The sequence below is a fragment of the Thaumasiovibrio clandestinus genome, from assembly GCF_047250365.1.
GTDB lineage: Bacteria > Pseudomonadota > Gammaproteobacteria > Enterobacterales > Vibrionaceae > Thaumasiovibrio.
The window spans coordinates 237,923-256,786 of sequence record NZ_JBLBVL010000003.1 but is presented as its reverse complement, the minus strand read 5'-3'; the positions used below and the strand labels follow the sequence as shown (position 1 = coordinate 256,786).

Here is an 18,864-nt window from a genome sequence, read left to right as displayed (position 1 = left end):
ATCCGTTTGGTAAGTGAATAAATAACGAACACTTGGAGCATCGAAATCGCCGATTAACAAGATAACGCTTTCTATTTGATGTTGACTTTGCTATGAAAGAAAAAAAATATGGAGATAATGATGAAAAGCACAACCCGTATGATGGAAGCCAACAAGCATATTGCTCTCGTCGCGCATGATCACATGAAAAGCTCACTGCTTAATTGGGTAAAGAAGCACCAAGAAATACTCAGTCAGCACACCTTGTATGCAACAGGCACAACAGGGCACATGATTGAAAAAGAGACTGGCTTAGCGCTTAACAAAATGATCAGTGGTCCAATGGGGGGCGATCAGCAGCTTGGCGCGTTAATCTCTGAAGGAAAGATCGATATGATGATTTTCTTCTGGGACCCCTTGAATGCAGTGCCACACGATCCTGATGTGAAAGCACTATTGAGAATTGCGAGTGTTTGGAACACCCCCGTCGCCGCCAACCGAGCAACGGCTGACTTCCTTATCCATTCACCGTTACTTAAGCAACAAGTTGAAATCGATATTCCTGACTATGAAGCATATATCGCTGAGCGCGTTGGCTAATATCAGTAAAACAGGGTAGCCTTCCAATGGCTGTTTTCTGCCAGCTTAGGCTACCTTTGAGTTATTTCTTTTTGCGCTTTAGTTTATTGACCACTGGATACTTATCAGTCGCCAACTCATCAACAAATACACTTTGAGATTCAGGGTTAGCGCAAACCCAAACCTGATGTTTTGCTCGGGTTAACGCGACATAAAATAAGCGTCGTTCTTCAGCATACGCGATGTCACTATGTTCAACCTGCAACGCTCGCATTAAGCCACTATCACGCGACTTCATTGGGAAAACGCCCCGTTCCACGTTTAAGATAAACACGTAGTCAGCCTGCTGCCCTTTACTCGCGTGACAAGTTGAATAGCGTAACGATAAGTTAGGCCACTTTGTCTGCCACTCATCCAATGCGACTGGCATTTGCTTATGTGTACGCCCTAATAACAAAACCGAGACCTCTTTCTCGGCTTGCCGCTGTGCCAACGCACTTAACTCTTGCTCTAGCAAGCCTTGGTTTAACAAACACACCGCTTTTTTGCGTTGTTGGCGATGTGCATTCAACGGCTTTGTCAGTTGATCTCTATTTTGTTGTACAAATTGATTTGCAACATCACCTAACATATTGGAGAAACGGTAGGTGGTATCCAATACACCAATATGTCCGTGAGGGTAACGTGTTTCAAACCCTGTCGTTAGAGATACATCAGCACCAGCAAAGCGATAAATGGCCTGCCAATCATCACCGACAGCGTATAAGCTTGGCGCATTCTCAGTGTGCGTTAACGCTTCAAGTAATGCGAGTCGGTGTGGGGATATATCTTGATACTCATCAACCATAATCGTTCGCCAAGGAACCGTCGCTTTTCCTTTACTGACCAACGTGGTCGCATGATGAATCATGGTATTAAAATCAACTTGGCTGTGCTCTTTTAGGTAAGCGTAGTACTTAGATAACAGTGGCCACAGCAGGTTTAACTCACTGATCGCTTGTTTTTGATGTTCACCACCAACACTTGATTCTATTATTTTATTCTTCCACTGTGCTTTATTTAACGTCGCTTGTTGTAATAATCCCAACCGAGACCATAACCAATCAACAGTGCGCGCTTCTATACCATCAAGCCAATGGCCGTTTCTCTGCAACCCTGGTATTGGCCATAATTCTAAGTGCTTGTTCCATTTATCAACAATAGTGGGATCGCTATAATGCTGAGCCATAAAAGTGTCAAAAAATACCTTTCTTGCCTCTTGATCCGTCGAAAAAGGCGCTACCTCGGGTTTCGTCTGCGTTGCTGATTCAATTAGACGCATGGCAATACTGTGAAAAGTTGACACCTTAATTTGATTCAATGCTCCGACAGCCAAGCGTTCTGCCATCTCTTTGGCTGCTTGGTTGCCAAATGCCAACATGAGAATTTCATTCGCATCCATCGTCTTACTGGTAAGCAAATAGTTAGCTCGTGCAACTAACACACTGGTTTTTCCGCTGCCAGCTCCAGCTAAAATTAAGTTATGATCTTGATTTACCACCACCGCATTTCGCTGACTGTGGTTTAAGGGCAGCGCTTCAATAGCGTCTAGCCATGTCTCCCAGCGTGCCAACTCTTGAACGCACCACCGCTCATTGCGTTGCAATAACTCCTCTTGTAACCAGTTATCTATAAACGCCATGCTGCGTGGACGAAACGAACGCAGTAACTCTTGCGGTAACTCACTCAAGGCGACACAGGAAACAACAGTATCACGCATCGCTTGATACTCGGTCTCGCGCATAAAGAAAGGGTAAGCCTGATATTGCTGTATCGTTTTTTCTATCTCAGGCAGGGCGTGATCAAAGGCCGCTACACGGTCTTTCGTCCATGCGACATAATATGAGGTCAGTAACGCGGCAAATGGACGGGCTTTTTGCCGTGGTAAGCCATGTACCCACCAAGTACGCTCCCCACAGGCCGAGGTTAGCTCTAATGTCGACCAACACAACCCATGATGAACGTTTACGCACCCATTCCACTGTTCGAATTCAATCACCAAATCATCGGTTAAGCTTTGCAGCCATAGCGTACTCTCACCACGAATGGCAATAAAGCAATAATCACCTTGCACCAACCACTGAGCAACACGATTAGCACATATGGAAGCCAGTATCTCTTCCTCTTGCGTGATTTCATCTGAAGTATCAATTGTCATCTTGACTCGTTATCTATCATTTCTATTCCATCTTACATTTATGCCCAATATTCAACACAACAATGCAAAACGTATACTTATACCAAGCTTATCAGCTGGCTTTGCCGCATACAAAAGCAAATATGGCTGTAGCGAGGATACTGACATTGGCAAGATAAAAAGCGAGATATTTATTCGGAAAACAGACAAACTTTGTTATCGTGAGCCTTTAATAATTGCCGATTTTCTACGTTATGATACAGAGATACCCATCCCCTTTTTATAAGCTGATAAATAGTAATGAACAAGTACATCAGTGCATTAAGGTACTCATCGCTATTCTTGGCATTATAGGCAGTTGTGGTTATTTCCAACATACAACGCTGATTACACCATTTATTCTCGGCATCATAGCAGCCGCCTTGGCTGAATCTGACGCTAATCTCAAAGATAATAAGAAAATACTTACCGTTACTTTAGCCTGTTTTTCCATCGCTGCATTTTCAACCGAAATACTCTTTCCCTACCCGTGGCTATTTGTTGTCGGGCTAGGAGGGTCTGCGTTTATTTTTATCATGCTCGGTGCAATGGGGCGCTGTTATCAATCTATTGCTTTTGCATCGCTACTCCTTGCGGTCTATACCATGTTAGATGCCAAGAGTAGCACCAACATTTGGCAACAACCTATTATTATGCTGCTTGGCGCCAGCTGGTACGGTGCCATTTCTATATGCTGGCGCTTTTTGTTTCCATTGCATCCCCTACGCTTTTCACTCGCACAAGTCTTCTCCCAGATGGGAACATTTTTCCAATCCAAAAGTCAGTTGTTCTATCCGCTGTCGCAGTACGATGTCCGCCCACTTAGACTCAAAAATGCACAATGTAATGGCCTTGTTGTTAGTGCGCTTAATCAAGCAAAAACAGCGTTGATACATTACAAGCGAACCAATCAACGCCAGTGTAATCCTAACGAGTTTTGTCACTATTTTACCGCACAAGATATTCACGAGCGTTTAAGTGCTTCTCACTATCTCTATCATAAGCTGGCCCATACTTTTCAACACAGTGATATTCTGTTTCGTTTTGAACGCTTGTTACAACAACAAGCTCTAGCTTGTCATGCACTGGCCAAAGCCGTTAACCAGCAAGGGCACTATCACCACAGTAAAGAGAACTTGCGCACCTTAAACGAAGTCAAAGCATCGTTACTGCATCTTCGCGCGGCTAACGAACCTCACTGGCAAGCACCGTTAAATCAACTCGAATTTCTTTATGATAATTTATTTGCTATCGATAAACAGCTGTCTCAAATTGCCTTGAATAAGCCACCAAAAAGTTTTGAAGATTATGATATCGCCGATGACGAGCCTCGCGGACTAAAGCCACGCTGGCGACGAGTGAAACAAGAATTACATCTTAACTCTCCACTCTTTAGACACGCCATTCGTTTATCTACTGCACTAATGATGGGCTATGCTTCTATCCATTTTCTTGAGCTTGACCGAGGGTACTGGATTTTACTTACCATCCTCTTTGTCTGCCAGCAAAGCTACAGCGCTACTCGGCGTAGGATGAAACAACGAATCGCTGGCACGTTGAGCGGATTAATTGCTGGCGGCTTTTTACTTGTTTTACTGCCAACCATAGAGGGGCAACTCACTATGATCACCCTTTCTGGAGTTTTGTTCTTTTACTATAAACAACACAACTATGCACTCGCGACGTTTTTTATTACCTTGCTGGTGCTGGCCTGTTTTCAGCAAGCAGGAGAAGGCTTCGCCATTATGCTCCCTCGTCTTATTGATACCCTCATCGGGTGCACCATTGCTATTTTTGCTATTAACGTGATCTTGCCTGATTGGCACAACAAACGAATTCTACCCATTATGGCAAACACTATTGCGGGTCATCGCCAATATCTTGCACAAACAGTGGTTCAATATCGATGGGGTAAATCTGACACCTTAACCTACCGGGTCGCACGACGAAATGCTCACAATAATGATGTGGCACTAAATGCGGTTATCACAAATATGTTGAGTGAACCAGAACGCCACCAACTCAGTAGTGCAGATTGCTATCGCTTCATGTGCTTAAGTAATGCGATGTTAAGTTATATCTCCACTATCGGAGCCCATCGAATACAAGTCAGTAACGCAGATGTCCATAAAGCGGTGACGCTCGCCCATCGTCATATCCATCGTGAGCTCAAGAAACTGCAGTCTCTACTAGAGGGGGGCGTACATATGCCGACGGTGATAGATGACGTCGACGCTAAACACACTGAAACGCTATCTGGCGACAACTTAGTTCATTTAGTACAGCAACAACTTGAATTAATCGATGCCATATTACCGGAAATGTTTACACTCGCTAGACAATTACAACAACAGCTTGCTACAAAATAACACCAGTGAGTGAAGCTCATCATGCAGTGACATTCAAGCTAGATAAAATAACGTAAAAGCTCTGGTTACCCTTGAAATGCAATAGAATATGCCCTATTTAAAGACAATACAGTTTGGGTTTTCCAATTTTAATAACAAGGACAATATATGGTCATTCATGTCGGCATTATCGATCAAGATCCCGTTAGACTCATCACGCCATTGCTCGACGAAACCATCCCAGTAAAGCAAGTTGTCTTTGTTGGTGTTCACTCACAGCACAAACAATTTTTGCGCCTCGCCGCGATCATTGAGCCGCGTGGTATACGCGCTGAGTTTTTTGAAATTCCTGATGAAATAAACGTTGCTAACATCCGCCAGCGTATCGAAACATTAGTACAGCGCTTTGCGTCAGAGGCTAGTGAAGTGTGGTTTAATGCCAGTTGTGGCTTACGGCATCGTTTGCTTACCGCATATGAAGTTTTCCGAACCTACCACTGCCCTATTTACGTTATTGAACCTTTTAGCGATGAGATGTGCTGGTTATATCCCGACGGCAAACCGCAACGTCAAATTGAAGATCGTATCCAGATTTCTGATTACTTAACTATTTTTGGTGCGCGCGCCGAACTTACTGAAGTTGCCATTCCCGCTTCACTGAACGCAAAATTGATGCAAATTGGCAAAAAGTGGGCCAGTAACGCCTTAGAGTTGGGGCCGGGTCTTGCGACACTAAATTACTTAGCGACAACCTGTCGTAAAGAGCAAAAGCTCGATGTCGAACTCAGTGATAAACAACAAGGATATCGTGAGCTTGCTTTTCTGATCGAGGATTTGGTTAATACCGGACTCGCTGCTTACCAAAATGGGATTCTAACTTTCACGCAAGAAGAAGCGCGTCGTTTTGCTAACGGCGAATGGTTAGAGAATTATGTGCACAATACCTTAGCGGTAATTAAAGAAACCGTTCCTACTATTCAAGATCACTCGCTTAACGTACAGGTGTATCGGAAAATTGGTGAGCGTGAAGTTCGCAATGAGCTTGATGTAGCAACGATTGTCAATAATAAGCTGCACATCATTGAATGTAAAACAAAAGGCATGCGTGATGACGGGGACGATACCCTGTATAAGTTAGAATCATTGCGCGACTTACTTGGTGGTTTACAAGCACGTGCGATGTTAGTCAGCTTTAGGCCACTACGTCATCATGATTTAATTCGTGCCGAAGATCTAGGACTCACCATTATCGGTCCTGATGAGCTTAACAACCTACAAGAGCACTTAACCACTTGGGTAAAACAAGCTGGTGGGGAGCAATCTATTCTCTAATTAAAGAACAAGCGCCGATAAACGGCGCTTGTTTTATATATCACATCAAAATTATTCAGCGGCCAACAGTAAGCGAGCCGACTCCACCACCACTCTAATGGAGCGGGTTTCAGCCTCTTTAAGCGTGGCGTGATCTGGGATCTCCTTTTGTGTGCGGTTAATAATAACACCTGCGACACAACCAGCCCGTAATCCAGAGCTTGCGCACATGGTTAAGAGTGTTGCTGATTCCATCTCAAAGTTTAACACTCCCATCTGTTGCCACTCTTGCATAGACCCTTGGAAGCGACGAACAACCCGTCCAGAAAACGTATCGTAACGCTCTTGCCCTGGATAAAAGGTATCGCTTGATGCAGTAACACCTGTGTGCGTCGCAGCGCCAGTCGACTCACACGCTCGCTTCATCGCAGTGGCCACATCGAAATCGGCTACCGCTGGGAATTCCATTGGAGCAAAATGTAAGCTCGCTCCATCTAAGCGCACTGATCCTGTGGTAACAATCATGTCGCCGACATTAATATGCGGCTGAATTGCCCCAGTTGTCCCCACCCGCAAAAAGGTTCGAATGCCTAATTGTGCTAACTCTTCAACAGCAATAGAAGTAGAGGGGCCGCCGATGCCAGTAGAGCAGACAATTACTGATTTACCCTCTAATTGAGCGCGGTAAACCGTATACTCGCGAGAGCTCGCCAGAAATTCAGGGTTGTCCATTAACGCAGCAATTTTTTCCACTCGGGCTGGATCACCGGGAATTATTGCCAGTTCAGCACCCTGTAAATCAGTTGTTGTTACTCCTAGGTGGAAAACCGTGGCTTCAGACATATCCGTCTCCTTGACTTAAAATATTACGCTGGCTTAAAGCGGCAGCGCTTCATCGATAAAGATATCTTATCCAATCATACTCGGCCATAACGTGATCAGCTTCACATCATCAATGTAACAGCGCATCATTGTTACATTCTGTGACTGTAATCGATTTCTCTATTTCAGAGAGTAAGTGTAGACAAGGTTTTCGTTTACATGACAAATCCCAGCGATAAAAAAGGCACTGCAATCACATTTGCAGTGCCTTATCTAGATAAAGTAATGATTAGCGTAAACGGCGTAGCACAACGTTTTGGTCAAGCTCACTACTGAACGCTTGGAAATCCAATCCCATATCGAAAATGTATTCTGAGACTAAGGTTCTTGCCGTCGTTAAGAGCGTTTCCGCTTTCCAGGGTTTCTCGAAATAGCTTTCAATACGTGCATCATTTATCGCTTGGATTGTATCCTGATGTGTCGCTTGCCCTGTCAAAAGTACTTTTTTGGTGAATGTGAAGCGACTATCTTGGGAAATCTCAGTCAATAACTCGACACCTGTTTTCCCAGGCATAACGTGATCAGAAATAACGAGAGCAATATGTTCTCCTTCCGCATCTAACTCATCAATCAGCTCTAACGCTTCAGCTGCTGATTCGCAGTCTTCAATATTAAACGCACTCGACAACGGCGCTAAATCGTTTAATACCGCACTCAGCACTTCTCGCTGATCATCCACACAAATGATATTGATCTTTTCCATAACTGTTTCCTTACCGGATTGGCAATTTAATTCTGAATGTGGTTTTTTCTTCAGTACTTTTAGTCGCAATGGTACCACCATAACTATTTATGATGCGCTGTACTATCGCCAGTCCTAGCCCCAGTCCAAAAGAAAGACCACCTTTTTTGGTCGTATAATTAGGTTGAAATATCTTGCGTCGTGTCGCTTCATCCATCATTGGCCCGTTATTGCTAATCGTAATCGCCAATCGATTATTACTATGGCGAGTAATAATCTCTAAATGAGGCTCTTCGGTATCCACCATCGCATCGCAAGCATTCTTAATGATATTCACCCACACCTGAACTAATTCAGTGCTACTCGCCGTAATAGATGGCAATACGGCCGGTCGAAGGACCACGTTAACGCGACGTAAATTGCTCTGCAATAACGCAAGAGACTTATTCACCGTTTCGTTAATATCAACCCCTGGCAATCGTTGTTGATCAGTACCACCAAGTTGTTTTACTGAGCGTACAATACTTGCCGCATGCTTAGAGGCTAATCGCATATCATGCAGATCTCGCCCCATTTGCCAATAATGGAGGCACTCAGGTAACGCCTGTAACCAATCGTCTGGCACGTCTCCATCTGGCAATGCTCTTGCTAACTGCTTAGCGGTTTCACGATCAAGACGGAAATTGTCCACCAGCTCTTTAGAACGGGTGCGCACTTGAGATGAGCTAGCTGATTGGCCCGAAATAATACCAGCATCGAAGAAAGGCACCCCTTCAGGGTGACTCTCTTCAAGCAATTGAGCCAAATCGTTAACGATCGTATCCGTTTTACTGCTAAGAACACCAACAGCGTTGTTTAACTCATGCGCAATCCCTGCCGCTAACTGGCCAAGTGTTGACATCTGCTCCGCAGCATACAGGCTTTCCATGGCCTCTTTTTTTGCAAATGCTTGTAAGCCAGCCTGTACCTGACGTCGAGATAACTCGTGCACAATCACAGGCATAAACTGTTCAGAAAGAGAACCATAATTATCGACATCTTCCGCTGGAGTGACGCTGTCAATCCACGCAATTTCTGACTCTTTATCAGCAATCACTGTCGTTGACGCTTTTCCAGTTTTGGCAAAAAAACTGTGCACCCCAAAAAACATCCCGCTTGAAACAGAGAAAACTTCAGCCGTTTGCCCCGTTTCTTCATCTTTCAGGTGCCCTGTCAAGTGGCCTTTTTTCACCCAAAACAGTTTATCGTTCTCACCACCTTGCTCCAAGACGACGGCACCAGAAGCAATACGCTCGGTGTGTTTAGGTCTTGAAAAATAGACCTTGATGATACGATCTAACTCTTGATGATGTTCCATAGCGTTTAACTAATAAATCCAACGATATTTAAAATCCATACCAACACAAATGCCATCGCCAGGCCACCAACACCAATAATGATACCGACCTTAGCCATCTGATTAGTGTTAACATTTCCTGAAGCATGGGCTAAAGCATTTGGTGGCGTACTTATTGGTAATGACATACCGAGCGATGCTGCAAATGCTACCACTAGAACAAGGGTCACTTGGCCACCTAATGGTGCCAATGACTGCATCGACATGCCTAATGCTGCCATAATTGGCATTAATAAGTTAGCCGTTGCAGTATGTGACATAAAGTTTGCCATCAGCAAGCACAACAGCGCAGCACCAACTAACACAATGTACGGCGAGAAATTATCAAATGGAATGCTATTCACCATGAGACTTGCCAGTCCCGTTTTATCAAGTGCCAAACCTAATGCAAAACCACCGGAAACCAACCAAAGTACATCCCACGAGATTTTCTTCAGATCTTCTTTATTGATAATGCCAGTCATAGAGAACACCGCCACTGGAATCAAAGCGACCGTGTACGAATTCATGCCATGGCTTGTCCCCATCAACCACAGTAGTATTGTTACAGCAAAGGTAACATAGACCGTAATGGCCTTAGGTGTTTTAAGGAACTTGCCCTTAATTTCTAACTTAATGCTCTCTTGTTTCGCTGGGTACAATTTAACTAACAGTAACCATGATAATGCCATCAAAATCACAACATAAGGAACAGCGAACATCATCCACTCACCAAATGATATCGTGTTATCGCCAGTAAGATAGCTCAGTGCGATAGCATTGGGCGGTGTACCAATTGGTGTCCCCATACCGCCAATATTCGCCGCAACAGGGATGCTTAAAGCAAAAGCGGCGCGCCCAGGATCATCTTTACCAAACAAAACAATAACAGGAGCAAGGATCGACAGCATCATGGCCGTTGTCGCAGTGTTTGACATAAACATTGAGAACACCGCAGTGATCAGCATCAAGCCTAACATGACATATTTCGGCTGATGACCAAACGGGCGCAAGAGAACACGGGCTAAGTTGACATCTAGACGGTACTTTGTCGCCGCCATGGCAAGAAAGAAGCCTCCAAGAAATAGCATAATCATTGGACTCGCCATGGTGGCCATGATGTCTTTCGAGTTCAATAACTCACCGATATGAGGCTCGCCTGCTCCGGCTTGAAAAAATATCAAACCATTATTGGACACCATCAGAATCAGCAGCATAATGACCACCACCGACGTGGCATAAATTGGAATAGGTTCACAAACCCAACTCAACGCCGCAAACAAAAAGATGGCAATAACACGCTGCTGAATAACCGTCAGCCCATCAATAGGGATAGCTGACGCGGGCAGAAATACAATAAGAAGAGGGATAAGAACAGGTATGATATAGCGAATGTACTGACGCATGTGTAGGGTAATCCTTGATAGAGTCCATTCCAAAGTGGGTGTAATAAAAATGAGACTGAGTAAAATCTAGGCGCATTATCACACACTTACGCTGCCGTATTCGGAAATAGATCAAGAAAAGTTGAGTTATTTAATCAAAAGTTGAATTTAGCAGATGAATAGATAAGCACCCTACTGTAGGGTTAGTTGGCGTCATTTTTTGGTGGGTAGCACTGCGACAATGGCAGCAGTGCTATTTATGTCGGATATGAAACTAAACGGGGTGCTTAAAGCAGGCACCAAGATGCGCGCTAATTGCTTTTAATACATCTCTTCGTGTAATCAATCCAACCAATTTTTCTCCCTCTACGACGGGATACAATTTCGGCTTTCCTGATACCATGCGCCCTGCCAAATCAATAATTGACTCATTGACACTGGCAGCCAGAACATCTGTGCGCATACAATCACGAACCGAATGGGTATCCTGACAGTGATACCCCACATTTAACAAGGTGTGCATCATATCTTGTTCCGATATAAAACCGATCACTTTCCCCAACGCATCAACAACAGGGCCACCAGTCTGTTTAGATGCTAACAGCGTATCTAAAGCAACTGACAATGAGGCATCTGGTGAAAACGTCACCGGATGAGTATGCATATAGTCTCTAACTTTCAATGACTCCATAAAGCCTCCCAAAAACAGCGTTAAGTCAGAATCTATTTTCTGTCTAATTAAATTGATTGTGGCTTAATTTTCCAAGATTACTAAATTGATTAGACAAATTTCAGTAATAGTTAAAACAAATCAGCTTAAGCAAGAAGATTTTGCCCCTCACACCTGAGACCGCATTCCTACTATCATTAGATGTGACGTAACTTTATGATGTAACGATGTGAAAATAGCCCTTCCCCTCCTATACTTATCCTGAATTGGATATGATGGCCCCATCAGTATAACGACCACCTAACGAGGGACTCCGTGTTAGCAAGCATGGTACTAAACGAGATTTTGACAATATTAGCCATTCTCATTGCACTGATCATACTGGCCTCTCCTGTACTCGCAATTCTGGCGTTCCTTGAAGTACATAAACTTAAAAACCAATACCAAGACTTACTCAACCGAATAGAACAACAACCACAGCCGCTTCAAGCATCGCCTATCGCGCCGGTATCGATGACCACCACGACGACGACATCACAGTCACAGTCACAGTCACAGTCACAGTCACAGTCACAGAGCAAAACATATTCCAATAACAAGATAAGCTCAACTGTCTCTGCTCTCTATCAACGCATGATGCAGCACCTGCAGCAATACTGGTTAGTTTGGTCTGGTGGCGTAGCGCTCTTAGTGGGTCTCGGATTTATTATTCAGTTCATCACTAGCCAATTGTCATTCACACCGGTCACAAAACTGGCTGCTGCGTTTCTTCTTTCCACATCTGTTCTCGGTTTTGGCGAATGGTTGCATCGCCAACGCCAACGTGGAAAATGGCCTCACATTGACCGCTATGGTCGAGGGTATATACCTTCTGCCTTTGCCGCGACAGGTATCACTGGGGTCTACACCACCATCGTTTTAGCCGTCGTCGTCTTCCAACTCCTTCCCACACTATTCGCGTTAACACTGCTAGCCGCTGTTGCGCTCATGAGCTTAACGTTAAGTTTGCGTTTTGGTAGCTTGATGGCATTTCTTGGCTTAATCGGTGGGTACATGGCACCACTATGGGTAGTCACTGAGAGTGGCAACCATTTCATGCTAATGGCCTACATTTGTGCCATCTCATTGGCAGGTCGCTATGTAGAGCAAAAAGTCCACAACCGTTGGCTCTCTAGCTTAATGACACTTTGCCATCTATTTTGGTGTGCCTCTGTGGGACTAAACGTTCCAATACCGGATCTCACTCTCTGGATACTACTCTTTATGCCAGCCAGTGCTTACCTGCTAATTCTTGTGGCAGAAACAGGATGGACTTGTTCACAAATAAAAAAACAAACTAACTCGTGGCAACATCCTGTTATTACGACAATATTGTTACTCGTGGTCAATATGTCGATCTCACAAGGCCTGTCAGCCAGCTTTGTTGACACAACCGCAACCCTGCTTGCGCCTATCTGTCTGATTATTCTTCCCGCGATAAAGCATCGATTTTCACGTAATCAACTTCAATCAGTTACGCTAGTCGCTGTCGTAATATCAACCCTAATGCTTGAACAACAATTTATTCATTCCACTCAGACCCCTTGGCCGCAAGCAGGGCTATTTATTTTATTGTTATCTATTTGCCAGTGGCGCTTCATCTTGCAGTACTTAATCAGTCGTAACAAAACCAACTATTGGCTTTGCGTTTCGACCGTGCCGATACTGCTAATTAGCTCACTGTTATATATTGATCTCCAGACTCCGCAATATATCGCAACATGGAGCTATACCATCGCTGCTTGTGCGTTTGGGGTTATGCTAGTTGCCTACTATGTACCGAAAATTACGTCAGATCTCACCAATGCCACACATCTAATTGGATTAACCCTGTACTGGATTTGGGCCCAACAAGAATGGTTTAGCCTGTTTTTAGTCATGCACGTTCTATTCTTAACGCTACAACCATACTATGCACGATTGCCCGTTAGACCAGTGATGTACAAAGGGATCATTACCTTACTGCTTGTGCGGCTATCACTTATCCCGCTCTTTCCTGAATGGCAAGCTAACAGCATCACGTCATCAATGTGGGGAGTACTTCACTTTACACCTGCATTGCTCATACTTATTTACACGGCTCGCTGGCATCGTCGCCACCACTCTTTGGTCGCTACATGGTTTGAAAGCGCGCTCCTGCATGTTGTTGCGCTATTTGTTCTATCGCAAAGCCATTATTGGATAACCGGCAGTTACATCATCTTTGAGTCAGTTAGCCTGATATCAGTGAGCTTATGGCTCATAGAAGCGCTCGTTTTAAGCGCTGTTTATCAATTCCGTCGCCGCCAGCTTGGTACTATGCAGCATGTCTACTATTGGTACTCCGTTGGACTCCTTAATGCTGCCTTATTGTGTATCATTTTGCTTAACACGCATTTTATGCCTCTATGGGCGGAGAGCATTTCTGCCTCCGCGCTTCCTATTCTCAATCCATTGGCGCTCGGTTGGCTTCTCCCATCATGCCTATTGGCAGGGATCGCCAAAAGTCAGTTGCACCCTGAACGCATCCCATCACGTTGGCTCTATTCAATGTCACTTGTCCTGGGGGCACTGTGGGTAATATTGTCAATCAGGCAGTATTGGCAACAAGAGACGCTGTCTCTGTTTGCTATAACAGGTATGGCTGAGTGGCTGAGCTATTCTGTCGCATTAATCACCCTCGGCGGTTTAACAACAGCCTTTGGCGTCAAAGCCAATCAACGCCAGTGGCAATCGGGCGGCCTCGCCACCTTGTTTGTTGCCGTGCTCAAAGTATTCCTCTCTGACGCAAGTTATCTTGATGGGCTCTGGCGTGCGATAAGTTTCATTGGTTTAGGGCTCGCATTGCTCAGTCTTGGCTGGCTGTTCCAAACACTTCGCTATCGTAGTTAGTTCACCCAGCGTTGATCGCTTGTCGAACTGAAGCCTAAGCCACTTTCAAAAAGTTAGGTATCATACAGCCATCAATCAAAACACTAATTAATTAGACTTCAAAGCTTAAAAAAGTAAGCAATGCAAACCACTGCAAACTATAGTTATCGGAAACAACCCTTTAACTATTGCAACCATAGGTGAGCGCGGTGAAGACATTTAAAGCCATCCTATTTACACTCTGTTTTATCTCTCTAATTGCACACAGTAGTCCCTCGCTTGATGGTTATTGGGAGTATCAGCAATTTTTAGATGCTCATCCTGAACAGCAAACCCTAACAAACCAGCTCAGCGAACTCGTTAGGTTACCACCCAATAAGATGTTAAAAACACTTGACCGCCCATTACGCATTTCGGTTGTTTACCCAGGAGAGCAAATATCGGATTATTGGCGTCGCAATATTACTGCTTTCGAAAAAAGGCTACAGGAATTAGCAATCCCGTATGAAATTGATAGTGTCTTCTCTCGGCCAAATATCGATATGCGTCAACAAAGCCAGCACCTTATGCAAGCGATGAAAAAGCAACCAGACTTTCTGGTTTTTACCCTTGATACCGCGCGTCACAGCAAGTTTATTGACCACGTACTACAAAACCCAGAAACTAAACTTATTTTGCAAAATATCACCACTCCCGTAAAAGCATGGCAAGGGAATCAACCTTTTCTTTACGTTGGCTTCGATCACCAAACTGGCAGCATAGCATTAGCTGATTACTATCAATCACAGTATCCAAACAAGGCGACATATAGCATGCTTTACTTTTCGCAAGGGTATATCAGCTCTGCTCGTGGGGATACTTTTATTGAAGCCATGACCCCTGCAACAAAGTACGTATTAAGTTCATCTTTTTACACAAAAGCTAATAGGGAAACAGGCTACACAGCAACAAAACAAATCCTAAGCGATAACCAAGATATAGATTTTATCTATGCTTGCGCCACTGATATCGCACTGGGGGCAATCGATGCACTTAGAGAGAGTGGCCGTGCCGATGTAGCCATTAATGGCTGGGGAGGAGGCAGTGCTGAATTGGAGGCGATTCAAAGTGGGAAAATGGATGTGACAGTAATGCGAATGAATGATGACACTGGAATCGCGATGGCCGAAGCTATCAAACTTTCCCTAGAAGAAAAAGCATCGCCAATTGTTTATTCAGGTGATTTTGAAATTGTAACCAAAGATCACACCACTGCACATATCAACATATTGAAACAAAGAGCATTTAGGTATTCAAGCTCAAAATAATGCAACTAATGAAGAATAAGAAAAAACCTCAGTCACTTTCAAGCCTAATTATTCGACTTTTCTTTGTCGGATATAGCTTGCTGACACTTGCTATTATTACGCAAAGCTACCACTTTAGTGTTAATAGCATAAATAGTGAAATTGAGCGAAGTCTCAACCAAACCTCACACTTACTGCAAAACATCATTAATTACAGGCTTGCAGCATTAAAAAGCAGCCAAGAGGCCAATGCATATAGTCAAGATCTTCTGAATTATCTTCAATCGAAGAATATGCTCGCACTTGATGACTTGTTCTTTGCTCTTGAAGAGAATAACTCTGCAAATTCGCCCGACTTTCGCTTTATCAGTAAAGATAGTGAGTTGATTTGGCACGATGGTGCAAGTTATTTCCATGGTATTGATGAGCATACCATCGCTAACATTATTAATCAGGTAAACCTCGACTCGAAATGGCACTACATCCGGTCAGATGGGTTACTCGACCCTGTAGATCTTCTTGTTCGTCGAACGGCAATCATTGACCGTAGCACCGGTAAAATTGTGGCAGAATTAAACATTGCAGTTGTACTTAATAACAACTTATCCTTACTTAATGACTTTCGTTCAGCTTCTAGTGTGGAGTCTATTTTTTTAGTTCATGGCACTGATGTTGTCGCGACTAATTTAAAAAAAGAATCAGATGAATATAAGCATGCGTTTAAAGTATTAAGTGCTACCGATACATCGTTCCTTAGTTCTCGTTATCTTGTTAACATTTCTCCATTTAACATTGATGGCGAAACGTCTCCAATCCAATTTTTAACTCTAGATAAAAGTGATAACATAAGCCTGTTAAAAGAACAGTTCTCTTTTAGCGCAATTGCCTCTTTGTTTGTTGTTGTCACATTATTAATATTTAGTCGGCATCATATTAAAAATCGTATTTTAGACTCGTTAAATACGTTAATGAACTACACGCGTTCTGCTACGCAAAGACAACACTTCAAACCATTTGGTGGCACACCTATCACTGAGTTCAATCAAATTGGCTCGACGCTACAATCGACATTATCCACTCTCGTTGAAAAAGAGCGCTCCCTCGATGACCTGTTCAAAATTGCACTATCTCCCACTATCGTGTGGGATTGCAATTATCAAATACAACGTATTAACCCAGCGGCAAAGGAGCAATTCGAATACGATAAAAATGCCAAGCAACCCACGGATACTTTCAACGCTTTCGAGTTACAAATACGGACTCACTTAGATGCTGCTCGGGATGGAGAAACGATTAGAGGTGTGCATACAAACGTAAACAATACCATTTATCACTGGAATCTAGCACCTTTAATCATTGATAATAAAGTTATTTCTATCATTGGACAAGCGCAAGATATTACAACTCTTATCGAAGCAAAGCGGCAAAGCCGTCGCGCGCAACTCGCAGCAGAAGCGGCAACAAAAGCCAAATCAGATTTTTTAGCCCAAATGAGCCATGAACTACGTACACCGTTAAATGGCATACTTGGCATCGCGCAAATACTAAAAAACTCTCTTGAGAATCAGCAACACCGTGATCATGTCGATGTTTTGTATCAAAGCGGCGAGCACCTGTTGACCGTACTGAATGATATTATCGACTACTCCCAAATTGAACAAGGTGACTTTAAACTAAAATTTGCTAACTTTTCATTCAAGGAAGTCATTGGGCCTATTACTGAAATCTACCGACCATTATGTGAAAAAAAGCACTTAACACTGCTAGTTCATAATGAGTTGGACGAACATGTTATCTACAACTCAGACAAATCACGTATCGTCCAAGTTCTCTTTAACTTAATGAGCAACGCGGTAAAATTTACTCAACGCGGGAAAATCACAATTAGAATCTGGCGCGAAGGAGAAAACACCCACTTTAGTGTTGAAGATACTGGCATTGGCATTAATAATAATTATTTAGATGAATTATTTAATCCTTTTTCTCAAGCTGACCCTTCAGCTACCCGTAAGTATGGAGGCAGTGGATTAGGGTTAACAATTGTAAATAAATTAATTACATTATTAGAAGGAGAGCTAACCATAAGCAGTAAACAAAATATTGGTACTCAATTTTGTTTTTGGATTCCGATGCGAGAGATATCAACGACGACTCACGCCAAACAGCCTACGCTTTCCTCCCCAACCCCTGAATTCAATCTCCGAGTTTTATTGGTTGAAGATGATAAGACAAATGCATTAATAGCGAAGATGTTCTGCAAAAGAGTTGGCATTAGCGTCGACTGGGTAGAGAATGGCAAACTTGCGGTAGAACACTTAAAACACCATCAGTTCGACCTTATACTCATGGATAACCATATGCCTGTAATGGGAGGAATTGAAGCAGCTCGCATTATTAGAGAGGAACTTAAAATCCAAACCCCTATTTATGCTTGCACTGCTGATGCCCTCGATGAGACACGTACAGATTTTATGTCAGCTGGCGCTAACTACATAATTATAAAACCGATTAAAAATGATAATTTCATTAAAGCACTTGAACATTTTAAGATGGAACAGGTCAGCTCTTAGTCCCAACATTCTTCGTTGCTAACAGAGAATGCCACACTTCCAATCATTATTTTCAAATAACACTTAAAACAATGTGAAGTTACACCCTATTTGCCAATGTTTATTCAAGACACAAAATAACCAATCAAATGCATGCCTTATAAGCATAAGCCTGTCGTTAACTACAGGACATGGTTTCAAAACATACACAATAATCCGCGTTCAGTATTGAATCTCACCGAATTAGCACCACTCAACAGCCTAAACGATACAAAATAGATATCCATTTTCAACTACTTGCTAAATAAGTAATTGAAAGCTAGTTATTTTGAGATTGCTATCATGTATATGCGTTATTTTTGTACGAAAATTATCTGTTCACACTATGATAAAAGCAGGTGTTATTCATATTAATAGTATTGATAATAAGGAGTAGTTGTGAATAACTTTAAGAACCAAAATATCATTTGTCCCCATTGCGGCCACATGATAAAAATGACACTGGATGTTAGCGCTGGCAGTCAGGACTTTTATGATGACTGCCCTGCTTGCTGCAATGCTATTCACCTGCAATTGAATATTGACGAAGCATCTCAAAGTATTCAGCTCTTTGTTGATGCCGATGACGAACAAATATTCTAAACTTAACCCAACTAACACAGTAGGTGATATATGTTCACCTACTTCTTCAATCAACGGTTCTACTAGCCCAGA

13 protein-coding genes are annotated in these 18,864 nt (G+C 43.2%); 7 read left to right on the top strand and 6 right to left on the bottom strand.

The window, feature by feature from the left end; all coding sequences use genetic code 11:
• Positions 1 to 120: 120 nt before the first annotated feature.
• Complete coding sequence (locus ACKLNH_RS06755) at positions 121 to 579, top strand: methylglyoxal synthase (RefSeq protein WP_413111665.1); 459 nt, start codon at positions 121 to 123, stop codon at positions 577 to 579.
• Positions 580 to 640: 61 nt separating this feature from the next.
• On the opposite strand, the gene helD is transcribed toward ACKLNH_RS06755, so the two are convergent.
• Positions 641 to 2,755: a DNA helicase IV gene (gene helD, locus ACKLNH_RS06750; protein ID WP_413111489.1), complete on the bottom strand. Its 2,115-nt coding sequence runs from the start codon at positions 2,753 to 2,755 to the stop codon at positions 641 to 643.
• A 233-nt stretch (positions 2,756 to 2,988) separates the two neighbouring features.
• Between helD and yccS the strand changes: the two genes are divergently transcribed.
• Both yccS and ACKLNH_RS06740 read left to right on the top strand, forming a co-directional pair.
• Positions 2,989 to 5,142, top strand: coding sequence for a YccS family putative transporter (gene yccS / locus ACKLNH_RS06745; protein WP_413111488.1), 2,154 nt, complete (start codon positions 2,989 to 2,991; stop codon positions 5,140 to 5,142).
• Between the two features lie 147 nt (positions 5,143 to 5,289).
• Complete coding sequence (locus tag ACKLNH_RS06740; protein WP_413111487.1) at positions 5,290 to 6,453, top strand: Card1-like endonuclease domain-containing protein; 1,164 nt, start codon at positions 5,290 to 5,292, stop codon at positions 6,451 to 6,453.
• Positions 6,454 to 6,504: 51 nt separating this feature from the next.
• Here ACKLNH_RS06740 and udp read toward each other — a convergent pair whose 3' ends face one another.
• The 5 genes from udp to ACKLNH_RS06715 all read right to left on the bottom strand — a co-directional run bounded on the left by udp (position 6,505) and on the right by ACKLNH_RS06715 (position 11,447).
• Positions 6,505 to 7,275: a uridine phosphorylase gene (udp, locus tag ACKLNH_RS06735; RefSeq protein WP_413111486.1), complete on the bottom strand. Its 771-nt coding sequence runs from the start codon at positions 7,273 to 7,275 to the stop codon at positions 6,505 to 6,507.
• 268 nt (positions 7,276 to 7,543) lie between these two features.
• Entirely contained in the window at positions 7,544 to 8,017 is a 474-nt protein-coding gene (locus ACKLNH_RS06730) for a response regulator (RefSeq protein WP_413111485.1), read from the bottom strand.
• Between the two features lie 10 nt (positions 8,018 to 8,027).
• The gene (locus tag ACKLNH_RS06725) at positions 8,028 to 9,353 is read right to left on the bottom strand and encodes an ATP-binding protein (protein ID WP_413111484.1); all 1,326 of its coding nucleotides are present in this window, start codon (positions 9,351 to 9,353) and stop codon (positions 8,028 to 8,030) included.
• A 5-nt stretch (positions 9,354 to 9,358) separates the two neighbouring features.
• Entirely contained in the window at positions 9,359 to 10,777 is a 1,419-nt protein-coding gene (locus ACKLNH_RS06720; RefSeq protein ID WP_413111483.1) for an SLC13 family permease, read from the bottom strand.
• Between the two features lie 253 nt (positions 10,778 to 11,030).
• The gene (locus tag ACKLNH_RS06715) at positions 11,031 to 11,447 is read right to left on the bottom strand and encodes a CBS domain-containing protein (protein WP_413111482.1); all 417 of its coding nucleotides are present in this window, start codon (positions 11,445 to 11,447) and stop codon (positions 11,031 to 11,033) included.
• 294 nt (positions 11,448 to 11,741) lie between these two features.
• Between ACKLNH_RS06715 and ACKLNH_RS06710 the strand changes: the two genes are divergently transcribed.
• The 4 genes from ACKLNH_RS06710 (at position 11,742) to ACKLNH_RS06695 (ending at position 18,792) form a co-directional block, all read left to right on the top strand.
• Positions 11,742 to 14,336 (top strand): DUF2339 domain-containing protein, encoded by a 2,595-nt coding sequence (locus tag ACKLNH_RS06710; protein WP_413111481.1) that lies wholly within the window; start codon positions 11,742 to 11,744, stop codon positions 14,334 to 14,336.
• A 188-nt stretch (positions 14,337 to 14,524) separates the two neighbouring features.
• The gene (locus ACKLNH_RS06705) at positions 14,525 to 15,622 is read left to right on the top strand and encodes a substrate-binding domain-containing protein (protein ID WP_413111480.1); all 1,098 of its coding nucleotides are present in this window, start codon (positions 14,525 to 14,527) and stop codon (positions 15,620 to 15,622) included.
• 8 nt (positions 15,623 to 15,630) lie between these two features.
• Positions 15,631 to 18,171, top strand: a complete 2,541-nt coding sequence (locus ACKLNH_RS06700) for a LuxQ periplasmic sensor domain-containing protein (RefSeq protein WP_413111479.1) — start codon at positions 15,631 to 15,633, stop codon at positions 18,169 to 18,171.
• Between the two features lie 417 nt (positions 18,172 to 18,588).
• Positions 18,589 to 18,792, top strand: coding sequence for a CPXCG motif-containing cysteine-rich protein (locus ACKLNH_RS06695; RefSeq protein WP_413111478.1), 204 nt, complete (start codon positions 18,589 to 18,591; stop codon positions 18,790 to 18,792).
• Positions 18,793 to 18,864 lie beyond the last annotated feature (72 nt).